The 20,443-nt window shown below is 61.5% G+C and carries 15 protein-coding genes, 1 tRNA gene, 1 pseudogene and 1 riboswitch; of the genes and pseudogenes, 8 read left to right on the top strand and 9 right to left on the bottom strand.

Annotated features, from left to right (window positions below; genetic code table 11):
* The first annotated feature begins 26 nt into the window (after positions 1-26).
* From ACE2AA_RS10145 to ACE2AA_RS10165, 5 genes are all read left to right on the top strand, one after another.
* Positions 27-101 (top strand) — tRNA-Thr (locus ACE2AA_RS10145).
* A gap of 336 nt (positions 102-437) precedes the next feature.
* Positions 438-1,898 (top strand): D-glycero-beta-D-manno-heptose-7-phosphate kinase, encoded by a 1,461-nt coding sequence (gene rfaE1 / locus ACE2AA_RS10150; RefSeq protein WP_395369650.1) that lies wholly within the window; start codon positions 438-440, stop codon positions 1,896-1,898.
* Positions 1,895-3,070 carry an AGE family epimerase/isomerase gene (locus ACE2AA_RS10155; protein ID WP_395369652.1) on the top strand — a complete coding sequence of 392 codons (1,176 nt, stop codon included), beginning with the start codon at positions 1,895-1,897 and terminating at the stop codon, positions 3,068-3,070. Before rfaE1 ends, ACE2AA_RS10155 begins: the two co-directional genes overlap by 4 nt.
* 59 nt (positions 3,071-3,129) lie before the next feature.
* Complete coding sequence (locus ACE2AA_RS10160; protein ID WP_395369654.1) at positions 3,130-4,455, top strand: UDP-glucose dehydrogenase family protein; 1,326 nt, start codon at positions 3,130-3,132, stop codon at positions 4,453-4,455.
* Between the two features lie 184 nt (positions 4,456-4,639).
* Positions 4,640-5,647: an NAD-dependent epimerase/dehydratase family protein gene (locus tag ACE2AA_RS10165; RefSeq protein WP_395369655.1), complete on the top strand. Its 1,008-nt coding sequence runs from the start codon at positions 4,640-4,642 to the stop codon at positions 5,645-5,647.
* A 98-nt stretch (positions 5,648-5,745) separates the two neighbouring features.
* Here the strand turns inward: ACE2AA_RS10165 and ACE2AA_RS10170 are convergent, their stop codons facing one another.
* From ACE2AA_RS10170 to ACE2AA_RS10185, 4 genes are all read right to left on the bottom strand, one after another.
* Complete coding sequence (locus ACE2AA_RS10170; protein WP_395369657.1) at positions 5,746-6,195, bottom strand: hypothetical protein; 450 nt, start codon at positions 6,193-6,195, stop codon at positions 5,746-5,748.
* The gene (locus ACE2AA_RS10175; RefSeq protein ID WP_141261269.1) at positions 6,192-7,925 is read right to left on the bottom strand and encodes a bifunctional diguanylate cyclase/phosphodiesterase; all 1,734 of its coding nucleotides are present in this window, start codon (positions 7,923-7,925) and stop codon (positions 6,192-6,194) included. The genes ACE2AA_RS10170 and ACE2AA_RS10175 overlap by 4 nt, the downstream gene beginning before the upstream one ends.
* A 123-nt stretch (positions 7,926-8,048) precedes the next feature.
* A complete protein-coding gene (locus ACE2AA_RS10180) occupies positions 8,049-10,268 on the bottom strand; it encodes an EAL domain-containing protein (RefSeq protein WP_395372190.1) in 2,220 nt (739 codons plus the stop codon).
* A gap of 171 nt (positions 10,269-10,439) precedes the next feature.
* Positions 10,440-11,558: a lysophospholipid acyltransferase family protein gene (locus ACE2AA_RS10185; RefSeq protein WP_395369659.1), complete on the bottom strand. Its 1,119-nt coding sequence runs from the start codon at positions 11,556-11,558 to the stop codon at positions 10,440-10,442.
* 243 nt (positions 11,559-11,801) lie between these two features.
* Here ACE2AA_RS10185 and ACE2AA_RS10190 point away from each other — a divergent pair, with 243 nt between their 5' ends.
* The gene (locus tag ACE2AA_RS10190; protein WP_141301337.1) at positions 11,802-12,995 is read left to right on the top strand and encodes an extracellular solute-binding protein; all 1,194 of its coding nucleotides are present in this window, start codon (positions 11,802-11,804) and stop codon (positions 12,993-12,995) included.
* Here ACE2AA_RS10190 and ACE2AA_RS10195 read toward each other — a convergent pair.
* From ACE2AA_RS10195 to ACE2AA_RS10215, 5 genes and pseudogenes are all read right to left on the bottom strand, one after another.
* Positions 12,986-13,711: a CbtA family protein gene (locus tag ACE2AA_RS10195; RefSeq protein WP_395369661.1), complete on the bottom strand. Its 726-nt coding sequence runs from the start codon at positions 13,709-13,711 to the stop codon at positions 12,986-12,988. The genes ACE2AA_RS10190 and ACE2AA_RS10195 overlap by 10 nt on opposite strands.
* A gap of 26 nt (positions 13,712-13,737) precedes the next feature.
* A riboswitch (cobalamin riboswitch) is annotated at positions 13,738-13,917 on the bottom strand.
* 162 nt (positions 13,918-14,079) lie between these two features.
* Positions 14,080-14,831 (bottom strand): annotated as a pseudogene (locus ACE2AA_RS10200) (IS5 family transposase).
* Between the two features lie 77 nt (positions 14,832-14,908).
* Positions 14,909-15,526 carry a peroxiredoxin gene (locus ACE2AA_RS10205; RefSeq protein ID WP_395369662.1) on the bottom strand — a complete coding sequence of 206 codons (618 nt, stop codon included), beginning with the start codon at positions 15,524-15,526 and terminating at the stop codon, positions 14,909-14,911.
* A gap of 36 nt (positions 15,527-15,562) precedes the next feature.
* Positions 15,563-16,741: a transglycosylase SLT domain-containing protein gene (locus ACE2AA_RS10210; protein ID WP_408887409.1), complete on the bottom strand. Its 1,179-nt coding sequence runs from the start codon at positions 16,739-16,741 to the stop codon at positions 15,563-15,565.
* Between the two features lie 214 nt (positions 16,742-16,955).
* Entirely contained in the window at positions 16,956-17,792 is an 837-nt protein-coding gene (locus tag ACE2AA_RS10215; protein ID WP_141261276.1) for an aldo/keto reductase, read from the bottom strand.
* Between the two features lie 191 nt (positions 17,793-17,983).
* Between ACE2AA_RS10215 and ACE2AA_RS10220 the strand changes: the two genes are divergently transcribed.
* Together ACE2AA_RS10220 and ahcY are read left to right on the top strand one after the other, a co-directional pair.
* Complete coding sequence (locus tag ACE2AA_RS10220; RefSeq protein ID WP_193557676.1) at positions 17,984-19,033, top strand: dipeptidase; 1,050 nt, start codon at positions 17,984-17,986, stop codon at positions 19,031-19,033.
* 80 nt (positions 19,034-19,113) lie between these two features.
* The gene (gene ahcY, locus ACE2AA_RS10225) at positions 19,114-20,412 is read left to right on the top strand and encodes an adenosylhomocysteinase (protein ID WP_141261278.1); all 1,299 of its coding nucleotides are present in this window, start codon (positions 19,114-19,116) and stop codon (positions 20,410-20,412) included.
* Positions 20,413-20,443: the final 31 nt, after the last annotated feature.

The raw sequence follows: 20,443 nt of genomic DNA on the forward strand, positions 1-20,443 counted from the left end.
GAAAAGTTAGGAAGCGCGCATACAGTGCTGCTGTAGCTCAGTGGTAGAGCACTCCCTTGGTAAGGGAGAGGTCGACAGTTCAATCCTGTCCAGCAGCACCATGATTTCCCTACATATTCCGCCTTGCATGTTTCCGGTCCGGGTGGGCCATGGAATAAAACGCACATGCCGCGTCCGTCTGGGCCAGTATGGCTGACCGGGCGCATGGATATCCCGCCCTTTTGCCCGACCGGGCTGCCCTGTCCCCATATCCGCAGCAATCAGACATTCTGATGCCTTTCCCCTCTCGACCGGGTGCATGTGGCCGAATATGCTGCCGCAGTTGCCTGTTCCGGTCACAATGCAGGCGGGGCAAAGGGAGTCTCTTGTTCTTGTGAAGGGCATGGATCCCATATTAAAGCAGTGCCGCAGGCGGGGACGGGAACGGTAGGCACCTCATGATCGAGAACATGCATTTCGGAAACATTGCCATTGTGGGCGATGTGATACTGGACCGTTATATTTCCGGCCGGACTGACCGTATCTCCCCCGAGGCCCCCGTGCCGGTTCTGGTGCATGAACACCTCAATACCGTTGCCGGCGGAGCCGCCAATGTGGCGGCGAATGCTGCGGCACTGGGTGCCCGCGTCGCACTTGTTGGACTGGTGGGGGCTGACGATCATGCAACCTGTCTGACCCGTACCCTTGCACGCTGGGACCATATCGACACCCATGGCCTGGTACAGGATACCCACCGCCAGACCACGACCAAGACACGGGTCATGAGCGGTCGCCAGCAGATCGTGCGCATTGATAACGAAGACACTCACGCCCCTGCCCCCGCCATACAGGCTGAACTGGTGGAAAAGGCATATATGGCCATAGACGGGGCCGATATCCTGATCTGCTCGGATTATGGCAAGGGCGTGCTGGATGACGGTGTGCTGGAAAAAATCATCACACGCGCCCGCGCACGGAACATTCCCGTGATTGTCGATCCCAAGCGCACATCCTTTGCCGCCTATCGGGGGGCGACACTGGTCACGCCCAACCGGCAGGAACTGGCACGGGCCACCGGGCTGCCGGTCCGCACGGATGAGCAGATCATTGCCGCAGCCCGGATGGCGGGCGCACAGTTTGGCGGCAGCGTGCTGGTCACCCGTTCGGAAGAAGGCATGACGCTGTGGCGGGATGATGGGGCGGTCAGCCATGTGCGCAGCCAGGCGGCCGAAGTATTTGACGTCTCGGGCGCCGGGGACTGCGTGGTTGCAACCGTGGCCGCGATCCTTTCGGCGGGTCATTCCATGGAAACGGCGGTAACAATTTCCAACACGGCCGCTGCCGTGGCAGTGGGCAAGCTGGGCACGACCACCGTTTCACGCGCCGAACTCAGCCACGCATTGATGCGTGACATGCCGGATTCGGGAAAATGCGTCTCCCTCGAACAGGCGGCTGCCATGGCGCGGGACTGGCGGCACCATGGGGCACGGGTTGTCTTTACCAACGGATGTTTCGACCTGCTGCATCCGGGCCATATTTCGCTGATACAGGGGGCCGCAGCCCAGGGGGACAAGCTGATCGTGGCACTGAACACCGATCGCTCCGTCCGCCGCCTGAAGGGGGAAAGCCGCCCCATACAGGATGAACGCGCACGGGCTACCGTGATCGGCGCGCTGCGCAATGTCGATCTGGTGGTGCTGTTCGATCAGGACACGCCGGAAGAGGCCATCCGCGCGATCCTGCCTGATGTCATCGTAAAGGGTGCCGATTACCGCGAGGATGAAGTGGTGGGCGGCGATATTGTAAAGGCCAGTGGCGGACGCGTCGTGCTGGTTGACATCATGCCCGGCCGGTCAACCACATCGCTTGTGCGGCAGGCAGGCGGCGAGCCCCGGGCCGAGACTGATACCACAGCGTGACCCCCGACCACTTCCAGACATGGGCTGTCCGGCAAGCCCTGCCGCTATGGTCTGAAAATGGGTTCGACAGGGACCGGACCCTGTTCCATGAACGGCTGGATTTCAGTGGCCGCCCGATCATCCTGCCCGCCCTGCGCCTGATGGTGCAGGCGCGCCAGATCGCGACCTACTGCCGCGCGGCCCTGCGCGGTGATCACCCCGCAGGAGAGATGGCCCTGCACTGCCTTGCGGAAGTCAAACGCCGCTACCACCGTGCCGATGGCGCGGCGGGCTGGGTCTTCTCCCTCTCGCCCGATGGACGGCCCGCTGACCGGCGGCGTGACCTGTATGGCCATGCCTTCATCCTGTATGCCCATGCATGGGCCTACCGCCTGTCGGGTGATCCGGGCCTGCGACGCCGTGCGGGGGATGCGGCGACCGAACTGGAGACCATATTCCACACCCCTGGCCCGGGATTCATGGATGCCGTCCCGCCCCATGACGCCATCCGGCGACAGAATCCCCACATGCACCTGCTGGAAGCGTGGCTGGCCCTGTTTGAAGCTACGGGAGAGGATATTTACCGCGACCGCGCAGCCAGACTGGTCACGCTGGCCATCACACGCTTCATTGACCCGGCAAGCGGCCTGCTGCTGGAGGACTTTACTGCGAACTGGCAGCCCCTTCACCCTGCGGGGCAGAACCGTGCGGAACCCGGTCATCTGCTGGAATGGTCGTGGCTGCTGCACGAATACCTGCGCCTGTGCGCGCCACGGGATGCGGACAGTATCCGGCAGGTCGCCGTACGGCTCCATTCAACTGCGCTGGCCCATACAGCGCCCATCCATCCCCCCGTCATCCGCAATACCGTGGGGCAGGACGGACGGGTCGTGGATGGGGGGACGCGCATCTGGCCCCAGACGGAACTGATCCGCTCCCTTGGCATGAACCATTCCACAGCGGTCTCATCCGGCGTGATCGCGGGCGTGCTGGCCCATTTCACCACCCATTACATTCCACCCCACCTGAACGGAGGATGGATTGACCGCCTGAATGCGGACGGGACCCCGGCAATGGATCATATGCCCGCCAGTTCGCTGTACCATATTTACGGGGCGGTCTGTGACCTGACCGATGGCAGGAACGCAGGACATAAGGATGCGGCGGACAGCCTTTCGCATTCCGAACCATGATATCAACCCGACCGGATTAGCTGTCGCACAGGCAGATTTCCCGACAAGGAGGGAATGGAATGAAGATTGCTGTCATCGGGGCTGGCTATGTCGGACTGGTCACGGGTGCCTGTTTTGCCGATTTTGGACATGAAGTCCGCTGTATCGACACGGACCCGGACAAGGTCGCGGCCCTGCGGCAGGGCAGGGTTCCGATTTATGAACCCGGCCTTGCGGAACTGATTACAACCAATATGGCGGCAGGCCGCCTGTGCTTCGACATGGACCTGGCATGGGGCGTGGGCGATGCGGATGCCGTCTTCATTGCCGTGGGCACCCCGTCACGCCGGGGGGACGGGCATGCAGACCTGAGCTATGTATATGATGCCGCGCGCAACATTGCTGCCGAATTGCGGGGCTATACCGTGGTTGTCACCAAGTCCACCGTGCCGGTGGGTACGGGCGATGAAGTCGAACGCCTGATCCGCGAAGCCCGGCCTGATGCCGATTTTGCCGTGGCCTCCAACCCCGAATTCCTGCGCGAAGGGGCCGCCATTGGTGATTTCAAGCGCCCCGACCGCATCGTAATCGGCACGACCGACCCACGCGCACGCGACGTGATGGCGGAAGTCTACCGTCCGCTATTCCTCAATCAGGCCCCGATCCTGTTTACCGACCGCCGCACGTCGGAACTGACCAAATACGCGGCCAATGCCTTCCTTGCCACCAAGATCACCTTCATCAACGAAATGGCCGACCTGTGTGAACGCGCGGGAGCAAATGTGCAGGATGTCGCCCGTGGCATGGGGCTGGATAACCGCATCGGGTCGAAATTCCTGCATGCAGGCCCCGGCTTTGGCGGGTCATGCTTCCCCAAGGATGTCAGCGCCCTGATAAAAACCACGCAGGATTACGGCGTGCCGGGTCGCGTCATCGAAGCCGTGGCCCATGTGAATGAACAGCGCAAGCGCGCCATGGGCCGCAAGATCATCCGGGCAGCAGGCGGTGACGTGCGGGACCGGACGATTGCCCTGCTGGGCCTGACCTTCAAGCCCAATACCGATGACATGCGCGACGCCCCCTCCATCGCCATAACCCGCGCATTGCACGATGCCGGGGCGCATATACGCGCCTTTGACCCGATTGGCATGGAACAGGCGCGGCGGGTGCTGGACGGCATCACCTTCTGCACCGATGCGTATGAAACGGTCACCGGGGCGGATGCCGTGGCGGTCGTGACCGAATGGGACGCCTTCCGTGCGCTGGACCTTGCACGCATGCGCAACCTCATGAACACGCCCGTTCTGGTGGACCTGCACAATGTCTATAACCCCGGTGACGTGGAAAAGGCCGGCTTTTCCTATACCGGCGTGGGTCGTGGCCACACCGGCCCCAAATCTGCCTGAAAGGGCTGCCATCCGTTTTTACCGTTGGTCGTATCGTGGCCCGTGTTCCATTTATCCGCCTGAAGATGATGCGCTTTTCCCGGCGAACCACCTTGCAGGCCGATAACGGAAAAGCAGACCACGTGACGTAAGGACGTGAACAGGGCAGCCTGCCAGGACTGTCCGGATTTTTGGGAGTTCGGGGATGCGTATCCTTGTTACCGGCACGGCCGGGTTCATCGGTTTCCACCTTGCCCGCCGCCTGCTGCGCGATGGGCACGCGGTCACCGGCATTGATGGCATGACCAGCTATTACGATGTCACGCTGAAGCAGAAACGCCATGCCATACTGCGTGAATTCGAACACTTCACCTGCAATGAATTCATGCTGGAAGATGCGCAGGCGATGGAAAACGCATTTACGCGCTGCAATCCAGAACTGGTGGTCCATCTGGCGGCACAGGCGGGCGTGCGCTACAGCATCGAAAATCCCGGCACCTATGTCAGCGCCAACATGGTGGGCACCTTCAATGTGCTGGAACAGGCCCGGCGATGCCAGCCCGCACATCTGATGATCGCTTCAACCTCATCCGTCTATGGGGCCAGCAAAGACGTGCCCTTTTCGGAAACCCAGCGCTGTGACCATCCCCTCAGCGTCTATGCCGCGACCAAGAAGGCTACGGAAGAACTGGCGCATTCCTATTCCCATATCTGGAAGCTGCCGATCACCGCCTTCCGCTTCTTTACCGTCTATGGCCCCTGGGGTCGGCCGGACATGGCGCTGTTCAGGTTCACAGCCAATACGCTGGCAGGCCAACCGATCGACGTTTACAACAACGGTGATATGGAACGTGATTTCACCTATATCGACGATCTGGTGGAAGCGATCTGCCTGCTGTCTGAAAAGCCGCCACGCGGTCCGGGCGAAAGCGATCCCGGTGCCAGTCCGGTTGCCCCTTACCGGGTCATCAATATCGGCAACAGCCATCCCGTCAGCCTGATGGCGTTTATCGAAGCGATTGAAAAGGCGCTGGGCCGTCCCTGCATCCGCAACTACATGCCCATGCAGCCCGGTGACGTGCCGCGCACATGGGCCGACTGTTCCGCCCTGCAGACCCTGACCGGCTTCCGCCCTGCGACACCGGTGCAGGCAGGGGTGGATGCGTTCGTGGACTGGTACCGGCAGTACTACCGCGTGCCACAGACTGCATAAGCATACTAACTGATAAAAGTTTTTGCATGCCCCCTTATTTCAAAAAGACGGCGCTCTCTGAAGCTGTTTGAAAATAAGATTCACCAGAATTTCTTTGATTACAGGCTATCCAGCCCAAGGGCCGCAATATCCGCAGGCGGCCCCGCCAGCATGCAGGCAACCCCGGTCGTGCGGTCCACCACCATGCGGATATCCACCGGGCCTTCCGCGCCAAACAGATCGGATGTCACGACATAGGCCGGACGCAGGGGTTCATCGTCCGTGGCGTCATGGCGCGCCACCTCCGTCATGATGCGGCCAAGCGCACGTTCCAGCCCATCCATGACACGTGATGGGGCAAGGCGCGGGTGCCCTGGCGGGCCGTCACCGGTGCAATGAAGTTCCAACAGCCTTGCCCATGCCGCAGTCGGAATGAACATGGGCATGCGCGACCCGTCATTATGCCGTTCGGCATGCATGATGCGCCGCGTATTGGCCAGCTCGATTACATCGATACGCGGCAGGTCGTCACCAATCCGGGCGGCAACGGTACGGGGGGTATCGGTCATGCGCAGGTTGTCCCATCAAAATGCGATGGCAGCTTGAGTATATCCTGCGATGACAGGGCGGAAGAAATATAGAAACCCTGTATCCGTTCCGGCTTCATCTGCATGACCAGGTCAAACTGTTCACGGTTTTCGACGCCTTCGACCGTGATTTCCATCCCGAATCCCTGCCCCATGTCGATCAGGCTGGACAGGACCATGCAGGCATCGGGATTGCCGACGATGTTGGCGACCATGCTCTGGTCGATCTTGACCTGTGAAAAGGGCAGTTCGCGCAGGTGGTTCAGCACGGTAATCCCCTTGCCGAAATTATCCAGCGCAATGCGGAAACCCGAACGGGCCAGTTCGCGCAGGTTGCGGATCCCCTGATCCGCCCGGCGGCCATGCAGCATCGCCTCGGTCACTTCCAGCACGAAGCTGTCCGGGGACATGTTGAAACGCCTGAGCGATTCCTCCAGTTCGCGCTGGTAGTCATCGCGGATCAGGTCCATGCGCGACAGGTTGATGGCAAGCTGGCGCGGGGGCTGGCCCTTCTCGTTCCACATGCACACATCATGGCGGAAAGCCTCGATCATGCGTGGGCCCATGGCCTGCGCCAGGCCGGCATCGGTAAACACATCGGAGAAATCTTCCGCCGCCAGCAGCCCGCGTTCAGGGTGCTGCCAGCGCAGTAGCGCCTCGATCTGGTCCACTTCACGCGTGCGGCAGTTCAGGATCGGCTGGTAATAGACCTCGAACTGGTTGCGTTCGACACCGCACCGCGCCTCGCTCAGGATGGACACACGGGCCTGCGCGCGCTCACGCAGGCTGCGGGTGAACATCTGCGACTGCTTGCCACCCGCACGCTTGGCCGCATACATCGCCATGTCGGCGTTTTTCTGAACGTCTTCCATCGTGTCGGTGCCATCCAGCAGCACCGCGCCAATGCTGCCCGCGACACTTACGGTCACCGTTTCAATGTCGATGGGACGTTCCAGCACGCCCTGCAGGCGGTCCATGTACCGCTCCAGCGATACATCCTCCAGCGTGCGGTGCAGGATCACCGCGAACTCATCCCCGCCCAGACGGCTGACAGGGTCATCCGGGTGGGTCATTTCAATCAGACGCGAGGCAATGGCGCGCAGCACGATGTCACCGGCATGATGGCCATGCACATCGTTGATCTGCTTGAAACCATCAAGGTCGAACATGGCCAGGGCTGGCTGGGGCGCCCCGCCACCACCGGTTTCGCGGCAGCGCGCGATCTCGTCAGCCAGGGCAGTATTGAACCCGCCCCGGTTGAGCAGCCCCGTCAGCGTATCCGTTTCCGCCAGTTCACACAGGCGGTCACGGGTGTTCATCAGTTCGGTAATCTCAAACCGGCTGGCAACATACCCCTGTATCCGGCCCTGTCTGTCCTTCTTGGGGATGATGGTGGTCGCCACCCAGTACAGTGACCCGTCCTTGGCGCGGTTGCAGATATTGCCCTGCCACAGTTCGCCCGCCTCGATCGTGCGGTACAGGTCACGGAAGAAATCCGCGTCATGATAGCCGGAATTGACGATACGGTGCGTGGAACCGATCAGTTCCTCACGCGAGTACTGACTGATTTCACAAAAACGGTCATTCACATAGGTGATGACCCCCTTTGTGTCGGTAATGGCGACGATCAGGACACTATCAACCAGGTCGGCCCAGAAATCCGAATCCTGATGTGTCAGTGCCCGCAGCCGATCATCGTGTTGCAATGCCATATTCCCGCCTGGAACCTACAATAAAAAACAGAACAGAATGCTTCATGAAATCAGCCCGGCAACAGGACCGGAACGGTGCATGATATACCCATGCAGCTTCGTCATGCCAGAGACCACGCCATATTATACCTTGGTCGGGATAAGGAACGAACCGCGTTCCTGTCGCTCGCGAAACCACTTTTCCAGTTCCTCCGGCGGCAGGGGTTTCGCAAACAGGTAGCCCTGCATCACATCGCAGTGCAGTTCTTCCAGCAGGCGCCACTGCTGCTCGGTCTCGACCCCTTCGGTCACCACCGTCATGCCCAGACGCGAACCGATGCCGATCACAGCCATGGTTACGGCCTGGGCATTGGTATCATGCTCGAAATCATTGATGAAGCTGCGGTCGATCTTGATTTCCGTCAGCGGCAGGCGCGTCAGCCGCGACAGGGACGAATACCCCGTGCCGAAATCATCCATCGACAGGCCGACATCCAGCCTGCGGATGGCGTACAGCACCTCTTCGGTGTCGCTGCTGTTATCCATCATTACGCTTTCGGTGATTTCCACCGTCAGGCGGTCGGGCGTCAGGTTATGATGCTTCAGCAGGTTGGCGATATATTCCGGCAGTGCGCGATTGCGGAAATGCACCGCCGACAGGTTGACCGCAACCGTGGGGACATGCACCCCGTCGCGGTCCCATTTCACCATCTGGCGGCAGGCTTCCTGCAGCGACCAGCGGCCAATGGCCTCGATCTGCCCCGTATCTTCCGCCACCGCGATAAAGCGGGAAGGATAGATGTTGCCCAATGTCGGGTGATGCCACCGCGACAGGGCTTCCACCCCGTACAGGCCCCCGGTCATGGTTTCCACCTGCGGCTGGTAATGCAGCTTCAGCATGCCCCTGGCCAGAGAGTCCCGCAGGGCGGACCCCAGCATCAGCCGTTCCTGCGCCACCTGGTTCTTTTCGTGCCCGGCAAAGCGGTACAGGCCACGCCCGTCCTCTTTCGCCTGACGGGCGGCGGCATCGGCCAGGCTGAGCAGGGATTCACTGTCCGGCCCGTTTTCGGGGAACGTGCTGATGCCTACGCAGCAGGAAATACTCAGCGTGTTCTCACCGACCTGCAGGGGTTTGGCGATGGAATTGATCAGGTTTTCGGCAAACTGTTCCGCGCGCCTGTGCGAACAGTCGGGCACGACAATGATGAACTCGTCCCCGCCCGAACGGCTGACGATATATTCATCATTGACCAACGCGCGAATGCGGCGACCGATCTCGATCAGGAAACGGTCGGCGTTTACATGACCCAGCGCGTCGTTGATATCACGGAAGCGGTCGATATCCACCATGAACAGCGAGAACTGGCTATCACCGCCACGCATGATAAGGCGTTCGATGACATTATGCAGCGACGTACGGTTCAACAGCCCGGTCAGGCTGTCGAAATTGGATAGCTGGGCAATGTGCTGGCGCGTCTGGTTCTGTTCGATCGCCAGCGCGCAGAAGGGCATGCAGGTCGAAACCACCCGTTCGGGCCATGCCAGCGATGGCTCGTCATCACGCAGATACAGGGCGAACACACCCATGACCTGCCCCTTGCGGGAAATGATGGCGGACGAACAGCATCGCTCCAGCCCCAGCGAACGGGCGAGGGAGGAATAGCCATCCCACACCACGGTGTTGCTGCTGGCGGGATCACTGCGCAGCGCATCCATCTGTTCCGGCGTCAGCTGCATGCTGTCCAGCGCGGTACGGTAGCGGTTGGGCATGCCGGGGGAAGACGTGACGGAGACCTTGTGCGCGCCGTCAAACATCAGGAGGGCCGCCACACCGCCGGGCACGAAACTGTCCACGCGGCGGCACAGCTGGTCGCCCACTTCCTGCAGGGTGACATCGGATGCCAGCGACTGGAGCACTTCGTTCTGCAGGATCAGGATCCTGCGCTGGCGGCTCTGTTCCGTCACGTCCTTCATGACGGCGATGTAGTAGATCCTGCCTGCCTCACCCACCTGCACGCGGGAAATCGACAGTTCACCGCATACATATTCGCCGTTGGCGCGGCGGAATTCCACCTCACGCGATGTGCCGACAATCCGGCCTACGCCCGTCTCACGGTTACGGTCGATATAGCTGTCATGCAGCGCGCGGTCCGTCTGCGGCACAAGGCAGCTGACATTCTGTCCCATGACCTGTGCGCGCGGCAGGCCCCATATCCGTTCGGCCGCGGCATTGAAGAAGATGATGCGGTTATGCTCATCAATCACGACCATGGGATCAATGGCCTGCTCCATTGCGGACAGCAGGACATCGGCGCTTATCTTCGGCTGATCCACCGTAAACTCCAGAACGTTGGCACAACACATCGCGCCATGTGAGATCACTTTTCCTGATCGTGGCGGGTACGCCTGCGATACCACGCCGGGCAGACCAGCCCTACACGGCGGCAGACACCACCGGGACCGTCGATTGGGGGGTTACCCTACGGGGTAAGGAACAGGGAAAACATGACATGCCTCAATCTTGACACAAAGCCTTCAGTTCCGGCTCCGTTCAAGATCCTGCGGCAGCATGCCCGCCAGCGGGCGGCAGGCATACGCACTTTCGTTTTCCGGCTGGGGCCGGTTCTGGCGCAGTTCGGCGGCCCCGGCGGCCACCGCCCGCCATGCCGCCTGTGCCAGCGCCTTGCGACTGGGAAAATCATTGGGGTCCAACGGTGCATGCAGCAGCACGGTCGCACGCATCGAACGCCATTTGACCAGCTGCCACACATGCGGCCCCAGTTCCATATCACCATACCAGGCAAAGACCGGGCGACGTCCGCGGTTGACCGGCACGCCTTCCAGCTGGTCATACACCACCGATACCGGCTGGATCAGCGGCGTCATGCCGGGACGCGCCGCGATGGCTTCCGCCTCGCTTTCCGGTGCCGCCGGGGCCTTGCCCGGCGGCAGGCGCGGCGGCTTGGCAATGGCGAAAAAGGCCGACAGGAACGGCAGCACCCGCGACCCGTCGGACGACGTGCCTTCGGGGAACAGGATCAGGTTGTCGCCTTCCACCATCAGGCGGTGCAGCATTTCGTCCCGTTCCCGGCCTGTCGTGCTGCGCTGGCGGCTGACGAATATGGTCCGGCCAATACGCGAGACAAGTCCCATGATGGGCCAGCCCTCGATATCGCCCTTGGCTACGAAATTGGACGGCAGCACCGTTCCCAGCACCGGCACATCCAGCCATGACGAATGGTTGGACACATAGATTACCGGGCGTTCGCCATTCTGTCGCGCGCGCCTGCCACCCACGCCGCCGGCCCTGCGCCCCACAACGCGGATACGCAGCGACAGCAGCAGGCACAGCCCGCCCCAGACCATCCGCGTCCACCGGATCTTGGCCGTGCCGGGCACCAGCAGCAGCACCGCCTCGAACCCGACCGACAGTGGTACCCACACGGTAATGGCGGCCAGGCGGCCCACCCCGCGCACGGTCCGGGCACAGGCGCGTATGCGCCCCGATGGCAGGACCGTTGTGGTGGCGATGGCCCGTTCCGCAACCGACCCGGGCTGGGGCGCAATGACCGGACGGGCAGCGCGCGACGTGGACCGGGACACAGGCTGTGGAGAGCGACGCCGGATAAGGCGGCGGATGAAATCGGCGATCATGCGCCTATCCATAGCCCCACCTGATGGGACGCGACAATATGGCGAAAGCGTGCAAGGCACGGGACGTGTCCTGCACGCAACGACGCGGCATGCATCAACCCTTTCATCATACGGTCATATTATGGATGCATGAATATCCATGCGCGTCATGCGATCCGTTTGTCACATCTGTAATCCTTCCTGACTGGACCCATCGTGCATACCCGTCCATGTTGGGCCCCTATCCTTCAGGAGTTGTCCCTTATGTCCGCATGCAGCCGTCGCGGCCCCCTTGTTGCCGCCACGACCGCCCTCATCATCCTTGCAGCCATCCAGCCCGGCCCGACACGGGCGGCAGATGATGTGCTGAACGTGCTGACATGGTGCGACCATGAAGACCCGGAACTGCTCGGCCCTTTTGAACAGGCGAACAAGGTACGGGTCCATTTCAAGGATATCGACAGCACCGCCGCTGCACGGACCATCCTGCGCCAGTCGCAGGCAGGCGACTGGGACGTGGTGATCCTGGAGGAAACAGCCGCCCCGCAACTGGCCGCCGCCGGCCTGCTGGCGCCGCTGGACACAGCGGATTTCCCATCGGACGGCATTCCTGCCGCCATTGCCAATCCGGCAGGCGGTTCGTACCAGGGGCGGCTGTACTCGGTACCGGAAAAATACGGCTTCCACGCCGTCGCCTTCAATCAGGCCCATGTCAGCGCGCAGGACATGCAGGACATCAACGCGGTATGGCAGCCGCGTTATCACGGGCATATCGCAATTTATGACAGCTACCTGCCCATCCTGTCCTATATCGCCCTGGCGCTGGGACTTGATCCCGCGCATCTGACGGACGCCGACCTGCCCGCATTGCAGGACAGGCTTGTGGCCCTGCGCGCCAATGCAACACTGGTGGGCGATAGCGCCAGCGTGCAACAGGCGCTGGCCGATGGCGTGGTGGATATTGTCGTTGGCGGTGGCGCATGGACCACGGCGGGTGTTGGCGAAGGTGGCACGGTCAGTACGCCCACGGCACAACCCGATATCCCGAAACAGCGGCCGGACCTGACATTCACCCTGCCACGGCAGGGCGGTATCCGGTGGCAGCATGGCATCTCGATCATCGAAGCCTCGCAGCGCAAGGCACTGGCGCTGGCATTCGCGCAATACCTGCGCACGCCTGCGGCACAGGCACGGCTGGCAACGTCATCGTGTTTCTGGGGCATGCCCGCCAATACAGGCGCGCCGCTTGATGCGGACACGAAAGCCGCACTGCACTGGGACCAGCAGCCTGCCTATATCGCGGCAAGCCATTCCTTCCCCGTGCTGGATGAGGCCATGGACACCAAGCTGCACGCAATATGGGACAGGGTCATGAAGGACAACACCCCCACCGCCGCCCCGACGCCTGACAAAATGGGCGGAAAGAACGATGGGGATGATACGCCGGATCAGCCGTAACGCGGCGCACCGCGTCCCAGCAGCCGATCGGCCATCATGCCGAACACCAGCCCGAGGCCGCCCCACAGCACGATCTGCATGCCAAGGGCGGCTTCACGGAAGCGCCACAGCAGGGTAGCGGGGAAATTGTCCGGCACTTCATTGATGTCGGGCAGTGCCCATTGCAGCAGCGTCACCAGCACAACGAACACCGCCCCCCCACATAGCGTGGCACCCCAGTTGCCCAGGCGTACAGCCAGTGCGCGACCCGACAGGACCGCCAGCGTCAGAGCGCACAGCGAAAAGACAACCATTTCAAAATAGGCGGTCGTGCGCAGGCCAATGGTTTCCGGCTGCCCCACGGCGGGGGGATTGGCCGGGTATTTCAGGTCCGGCACCACCACCACGGCCAGAAACCCCGCCCCCGCCAGCAGCATGGACAGCATGCGCGGCGAAAAGCGGCCAATACGGCCGTACGCCAGCGAGAACACCAGCGCAAACAGCCCGCCATAGGCCGCGCCATACATAACGGCCGCCGTCAGCAGGCCAAGGGATGCCTGTACGCCCCGGCTGACCAGTTCGGGTTCCGGCGGTTCACCCGCCGCCGCATCCATGGCGGATTCAAAGGCGATGGCAAGGTTGACCTGCGGTTCGCCGAACACACGGGCGAACAGGAACGCAAGGGCAGCGGCGGCAATGCCAGCCAGCATGCCACGCAGCAGAAGGCGTCCGGCCATCAGGGCATATCCCGATGCATATGGGGAAAAATAAAGGACATGGGGTCAGATCTCCTGTCGGGAAAGCGCGTCCCGTAACGGAATGAAGCTCTATCCGCCGGGAGGTCTGACTTCCGCATGGGCTGCGGTGTACAGTGGCGCGACCGTGCCGGAATCCCACCGGCTTCTCCCCACGGATACGGAGAGACCAGTCAATACCGCGCAGAGAGCGCAAGTCAATGTTGCGGCCCTGAGGGCTACTTCAGAAGTCTATGTGAAATCATAAGAAGTTTTTGGTGAAGCTTTTTTCAAAAAGCTCCAGGAAACGCCGCCTTTCTGAAAAAGGCGGCACTCAAAAAACTTTTATCTTTATCAGGGCCTGTTGGGAATTATCTTGAATTGATGATTGCGCCAACGAGATAGATCATGGCTTCGAATGATCTGTCTGTTTTTTCGCTGCGCATGGCGATGCGCTTGAACTCCTTGAGCTTGCAGAAGAAGTTCTCAATGAGATGGCGTGCTTTGAACAGGGCCCCATCGAACGGGCGTCTGTCGAGGCGGTTTTTGCGCTGGGGAATGACCACACAGGCCCCTTGCGCGTGTAGGGCGTCCACGATCCAGTGGACGTCAAACGCTTTGTCAGCGAGAATCCCCTTGAAATCCGCCGGTTCGAGAAGGGGGGCAACCCCGACCGTGTCGTAATGCTGGCCAGGAATAAGCGTGAAGCGGACCAGATTGCCCAGGGCGTCGGTCATGGCGATGATCTTGGTCGACCACCCCGTCACACTGCGTCCTATCGCCTGATTCCGGGTCCCCCTTTTGCGCCCTGGCCGTGGCGATGAACCCGGACCACCGTACCGTCAATCATCGCGTATTCCATATCGGCATCGTCAGAGACAGCGTCAAAAAGCCGTTTGAAAACACCGGCTTTCATCCAGTCACTGTAGCGCGAGTAAACCGAGTTCCAATGTCCGAAATACGTCGGCAGATCCCGCCACGGACTGCCGGTCCGCGCTATCTATAAAACCGCTTCGATAAAGAGGCGGTTATCCTTCCCGCTGCGACCTCGATCCGTCTTCCTGCCAAGGCACAGCGGTTCCATTTTCGCCCATTGGGCATCCGTCAGTATGAAGCGATCCATATGGTCTTTGAAACACATCATGGCCCTTTAGAAAACTCAATTCCCAACAGCCCCCAATATTTTTTGGAAACAGGTCTTTACCGGGATGTGGCGGGCAGCGTGACCTTGCTGGCATTACCTTGCGCCGCGTGCCACTGCTTCAGCGCCCCCAGCGTCCCGCTGACATGTCCCTTGGGCGACAGGGCGCTATAGGCGTAAATCACCTTGCCATCCGGGGCAATGACATAGGACGTGCGGCTGGCGCGGTTCACCAGCGGCAGGCGGCTGTCATACATCTTTGCAATCTGGCCCTTCGGGTCGGTCGCGACGGGGAAGCGGCCATGACCTTCGCTTACGGAAAAACGGTCGAGGGTTGGCATGTCATCGGTGGAAACACCAATGACCGTGGCACCAAGCGCCTTGTACTGATCCATGGCGTTGGCGAAATCATGCGCCTCCATGGTACAGCCACGGGTAAAGGCAGCGGGATAGAAATACAGCACTACGGGTCCCTGACGCAGCGCATCGGCCAGCCGGAAATCGAACTCGCTGCCATTCGTGGTAGCCTGCGCATTGAACATGGGGGCCTGGCTGCCTACCGGCAGGGCCGCGCGCGCGGAGGAAAAACAGACAAAGCCGGCAAACGCCATGACACCGACCAGCGGCAGGCACAGCCCCGGCAGGGACCAGCGTGAACGCCTGTAAAAATACCTCATGTATCCTCATCACCCTGTGGGACAGGGTTTATGCCATCATGTGGTTGGCGGCAGAATCTGGCATCCTGATCCACCCAGTCGCTGACAGACCTGCTGGGCCGCTTCGTGCGACAGGCCGGTCAGCCTTGCACGATAGACATGACCGCGCGCCGATGCAACGGTTGCAACCTGCGTATGCACGCCACTGAACGAAACCTTCGCCCGTGCCTGCCCCGCCGCATGCTCCGCCTGCCCGATCGATCCATAAGCACCGACCTGCACCACCCAGTCATGACTGTTTGCCATACTGATGACGCCGGGGCGGGTTCCGGCCGCGGCCATCGGGGCCAGTCCATTCTGTTCCCGGGCACTCCATGCCGCGCGCACTGCGGCAGCCTCAGGCGATGGCGTATCAGCCGCAGCCCCGCGCGGCACGGATGCCAGAAGCTGGCGGCCACGGCTCCGGCCGCCACGCGCATTCTGCGCCGCCTGCGCGCGGGCAAGGGCGCGCGCCTGCACCAGCAGGTCGGCCTGTGAACGGTTGACCGGGCTGCTGCCCGCGATCCGTGGCCCGATGGAAGCGACGTAATCGCGCGTTTCCTTGGGCAGGGTATGGTAACGGTCAAGGAAATCATCCAGTCGTCCCGGCCCGCTATTATAGGCGGCAAGGAAACCGGGGGAGCCGTAAATGTCGTACATTTCACGAATATAGGCCGTGCCCGCCTCGATATTGTCATGCGGGTCATAGGCGTCAGGGCCAAGGTTGTAGCGCGCCCGCATTATATCGTAGGTCGGCGGCATAAGCTGCATCAGTCCCATGGCGCCCGGCAGTGAGGTCACGAACTGGCCATTATGGTAAAGCTGGCCCCCCGACTCGCGCCGCATGACCTCACGAATCCAGACGCTGGGCACATCGAAACGCTGCGCGGCCTCGTTGATATAAGGCCCCCAGGGGTCTTCCGGCGGCCCTGGCGGGGTATAGTTGGCGTGGGCACGGGCACGATAGGACTCGGCCTCGTGAATGATCTGCTCCTCGCTCATTTCAGAAGAAGGATTATGAGCGCAGGCGGCCAGCATGCCCGCGAACCCCAGCGCCAGCCATCGCAGTGACCGACGCCTGGAGGAAGCCTGCGCCAGACCGTCATGTTCGTCAGATGCCGCTACTGCCTGCGCTGGTGCCATGCTGGTGGTATGATCCCGGTCATGCCCATTTTCCCATGGCAGACGCGCCAACATGGCCCGCCCGACGGGACGGGCGCCGCACCATAACAGCGTGACTTCGGCTTGTGCAATCCTGACCCGTTAACATGTCCATGACGTAACCGGCGGGTCAGGTTGATATGGGCCTGTCACAATGCCTAGTGAAGTTTTTGCAGGCAGAAAGCTTCAGAAGAATACCGCCCTTTTGAAAAAAGGCGGCACCCGAAACCTTTTACCTTTTAATGACCTCTCATTCCTCGACGTAGGTGGCCGGGTCGCCACCGGTGCGGTTGTGGGGGCTATCGAGTGTTGCCAGATCACTCATGTCATCCGATGTCAGCTGGAAATCGAATGAATGCAGGTTCGCGCGCATACGATCGGGATGCGCGCTCTTGGGAATGGGCACCACGCCACAATCGATCACCCAGCGCAACAGGACCTGTGCGGTGGATTTGCCATGCCGGTCCGCGATCCGTTTGACAACGGGGTTTTCCAGCAGCTTCCCGCGCCCCAGCGGACTCCATGCCTCGGTCAGGATGCCCAGTTTCCTGTGCAGCGCGACCTGTTCCGACTGCGCGAAATCGGCATGCATCTCGATCTGGTTGACGGCGGGGGTGACGCCGGTTTCATCAATCAGGCGCTGCAGATGCGCAGGCAGGAAGTTGGAAACACCGATCGAGCGGACGCGTCCTTCCTTCTGCAGGCGGATCATCGCCTTCCAGCTTTCGACATACTGGTCCTTGGCGGGAAGCGGCCAGTGGATCAGGTACAGGTCGACATAGCTCATCTTCAGACGTGCCAGGCTCTCATCAAACGCGCGCAGCGTGCTGTCATATCCCTGATCGGCGCCGCGCAGCTTGGTGGTGACGAAAATGTCCTCACGCCCCACGTCAAAGCTGACCAGCCCGGTCCCTACCCCGCTTTCATTTCCGTAACGCGACGCGGTATCGAACAGCCGATAGCCCGCCGTCAGGGCCTCACGCACGGCCTTTTCGGCCTGCGGATTGTCCAGCGGATAGGTGCCGAACCCCATGGCGGGGATCTTGTGGCCATCATTCAGCTTAAGCAGGGGAATGGAGGTGGTCATGGTCGTTCCTTCGTCAGGCGCTCCCGGCGGCTCATGGTGCCCCGGCGCGCAGGCGGCGGGGTGGCGACCGGGCCGGGGGCTGGACGTGCGTCGCCGGTCCCTACCCTAACGACAGGCAACCACTTTTGGTTTATGCCCAGTTTTCAGGACTGGGCTGCATGTGGTTCATTGTCACCATTGCTGGAGGCCCCATGACTGACACACCAACCGACATATCCGCCACGGACGCGATCGAACTGCACCGCACGCTGCTGACCATCGATACCCATGTGGACATCCCCTGGCCGGACCGGGATGATTTCGCCACGGGTGCCCCGTCGCGACGGGTGGACCTGCCACGCATGCGCGCAGGCGGCCTGCGGGCGGCCTGTCTTGTCGCCTATGTAGGACAGGGCGCACGTGACGTGACGGGGCATGAGGCGGCCTCCACCCGGGCGGAAGCGATGCTGCGCGTAATCGGGCAGACCGGCCAGATTCCGGGCGTGCGGGTATGCGATACGGCAGCGGCAGTGCGCGCCACTTATGACGCAGGGGAAATCGCCATCATCCCCGCCGTGGAAAACGGTTATGCGATTGGCGAGGAGCTGTCGCTTATCGCGCGTTTCCGTGCCTTGGGCGCGCGTTACATGACGCTGACGCATAACGGACATAACCAGCTGGCCGACTCGGCTCGGCCCATGCATCACCTTGATGATCCCGAAACGCTGCATGGCGGGCTGTCCGGCCTTGGCCGGGATGCGGTGGCCGAGATGAACCGCGCGGGCATGCTGGTTGATGTATCGCACACGTCACGCGACACCATGATGCAGGCGGTCGATCTGTCCCGCGCGCCGGTCTTCGCCAGCCATTCCTGTGTGCGCGCCCTGTGCGATCACCCGCGCAACCTTGATGATGGACAGCTTGATGCGCTGAAGGCCTGTGGCGGTGTCATCCACATTACCGCCATGGATGCCTTCCTGCGCCCGCGTGACGTGCGCGACATACGCCCGGTCACGGTGGCGGACTTCGTGGACCATATCGATTACGCGGTGCAGCGAATCGGGATCAAGCATGTTGGCATTTCGTCCGACTTCGATGGCGGAGGCGGCATACGCGGCTGGGCCGATGCATCGGAATCGCCCAATCTTACGGCAGAACTGCTGCGCCGTGGCTATGACCGCAGCCAGATCGCGGCCCTGTGGGGAGAAAATTTCCTGCGTATCCTGAAGCAGGCGGAAGAGGTCGCCAGCACGATCGCGTGAATATGGAATCCCGCGCGCTCTGGATCACGCGGGCCCAACGGGGTATATCCTGTGCCGCATTGACGAATACAGGATAAGAAATGACCACCAGCACCGACTACAAGGTCAAGGACATCTCGCTTGCCGAGTGGGGCCGCAAGGAAATCTCGATCGCGGAAGGCGAAATGCCGGGGCTTATGGCGCTCCGTGAGGAATATGGCGCGTCCAAGCCGCTGAAGGGCGCGCGTATCGCCGGCTGCCTGCATATGACGATCCAGACCGCCGTGCTGATCGAGACCCTGACGGCGCTTGGCGCCACGGTGCGCTGGTCCTCGTGCAACATCTTCTCGACACAGGACCAGGCGGCGGCCGCCATCGCCGCGACTGGCGTGCCCGTGTTCGCGTGGAAGGGTCTGACCGAGGATGAGTTCTGGTGGTGCATCGAGCAGACCATCAAGGGGCCTGACGGCTGGACGCCGAACATGATCCTCGACGACGGCGGGGACCTGACGACGCTGATGCACGAGAAGTATCCCGACATGCTCAATGACGTGCGGGGCGTCTCTGAAGAGACCACGACCGGCGTGCATCGTCTGTGGGACATGGCCAGGAAGGGCCTGCTGAAGGTTCCGGCCATCAACGTCAACGACAGCGTCACGAAGTCGAAGTTCGACAATCTGTATGGCTGCCGTGAAAGCCTGGTGGACGCGATCCGCCGTGGCACGGACGTGATGATGGCGGGCAAGGTTGCCGTGGTTGCCGGTTATGGCGACGTGGGCAAGGGTTCGGCCGCATCCCTGCGCAACGCGGGCTGCCGCGTGCTGGTGACCGAAGTCGACCCCATCTGCGCGCTGCAGGCCGCGATGGAAGGCTATGAGGTCGTGACGATGGAAGATGCTGCGCCGCGTGGCGATATCTTCGTCACCGCGACCGGCAACGAGGGCGTCATCACCATCGAGCACATGCGCGAGATGAAGAACCGTGCCATCGTGTGCAACATCGGGCATTTCGATTCCGAAATCCAGATCAACGCGCTGCGCAACTACAAGTGGGACAACATCAAGCCGCAGGTGGACGAGGTCATCTTCCCTGACGGCAAGCGCCTGATCGTCCTGTCCGAAGGGCGCCTTGTGAACCTGGGCAACGCGACGGGCCACCCGTCCTTCGTCATGTCCGCATCGTTCACCAACCAGACGCTGGCGCAGATCGACCTGTGGCAGGCACCGGCGGGCAAGTACGAAAACAAGGTCTATACCCTGCCCAAGCACCTGGATGAGAAGGTAGCCTTCCTCCACCTCGCAAAAGTGGGTGCGAAGCTGTCGAAGCTGTCGCAGACGCAGGCGGATTACATTGGCGTGCCGGTCAATGGCCCGTTCAAGAATGACCTGTATCGTTACTAAGTGCTGCAAACGTCCCTAACATATGCGTGAC

Source organism: Komagataeibacter diospyri (assembly GCF_043995075.1).
Lineage (GTDB): Bacteria > Pseudomonadota > Alphaproteobacteria > Acetobacterales > Acetobacteraceae > Komagataeibacter > Komagataeibacter diospyri.

Excerpts from the sequence above, each read along its gene's own strand:
- rfaE1 (WP_395369650.1), top strand. The coding sequence starts at position 438 with ATGATCGAGAACATGCATTTCGGAAACATTGCCATTGTGGGCGATGTG.
- ACE2AA_RS10160 (WP_395369654.1), top strand. The coding sequence starts at position 3,130 with ATGAAGATTGCTGTCATCGGGGCTGGCTATGTCGGACTGGTCACGGGT.
- ACE2AA_RS10165 (WP_395369655.1), top strand. The coding sequence starts at position 4,640 with ATGCGTATCCTTGTTACCGGCACGGCCGGGTTCATCGGTTTCCACCTT.
- ACE2AA_RS10170 (WP_395369657.1), bottom strand. The coding sequence starts at position 6,195 with ATGACCGATACCCCCCGTACCGTTGCCGCCCGGATTGGTGACGACCTG.
- ACE2AA_RS10175 (WP_141261269.1), bottom strand. The coding sequence starts at position 7,925 with ATGGCATTGCAACACGATGATCGGCTGCGGGCACTGACACATCAGGAT.
- ACE2AA_RS10180 (WP_395372190.1), bottom strand. The coding sequence starts at position 10,268 with ATGTGTTGTGCCAACGTTCTGGAGTTTACGGTGGATCAGCCGAAGATA.
- ACE2AA_RS10185 (WP_395369659.1), bottom strand. The coding sequence starts at position 11,558 with ATGATCGCCGATTTCATCCGCCGCCTTATCCGGCGTCGCTCTCCACAG.
- ACE2AA_RS10190 (WP_141301337.1), top strand. The coding sequence starts at position 11,802 with ATGTCCGCATGCAGCCGTCGCGGCCCCCTTGTTGCCGCCACGACCGCC.
- ACE2AA_RS10195 (WP_395369661.1), bottom strand. The coding sequence starts at position 13,711 with ATGGCCGGACGCCTTCTGCTGCGTGGCATGCTGGCTGGCATTGCCGCC.
- ACE2AA_RS10205 (WP_395369662.1), bottom strand. The coding sequence starts at position 15,526 with ATGAGGTATTTTTACAGGCGTTCACGCTGGTCCCTGCCGGGGCTGTGC.
- ACE2AA_RS10210 (WP_408887409.1), bottom strand. The coding sequence starts at position 16,741 with ATGTTGGCGCGTCTGCCATGGGAAAATGGGCATGACCGGGATCATACC.
- ACE2AA_RS10215 (WP_141261276.1), bottom strand. The coding sequence starts at position 17,792 with ATGACCACCTCCATTCCCCTGCTTAAGCTGAATGATGGCCACAAGATC.
- ACE2AA_RS10220 (WP_193557676.1), top strand. The coding sequence starts at position 17,984 with ATGACTGACACACCAACCGACATATCCGCCACGGACGCGATCGAACTG.
- ahcY (WP_141261278.1), top strand. The coding sequence starts at position 19,114 with ATGACCACCAGCACCGACTACAAGGTCAAGGACATCTCGCTTGCCGAG.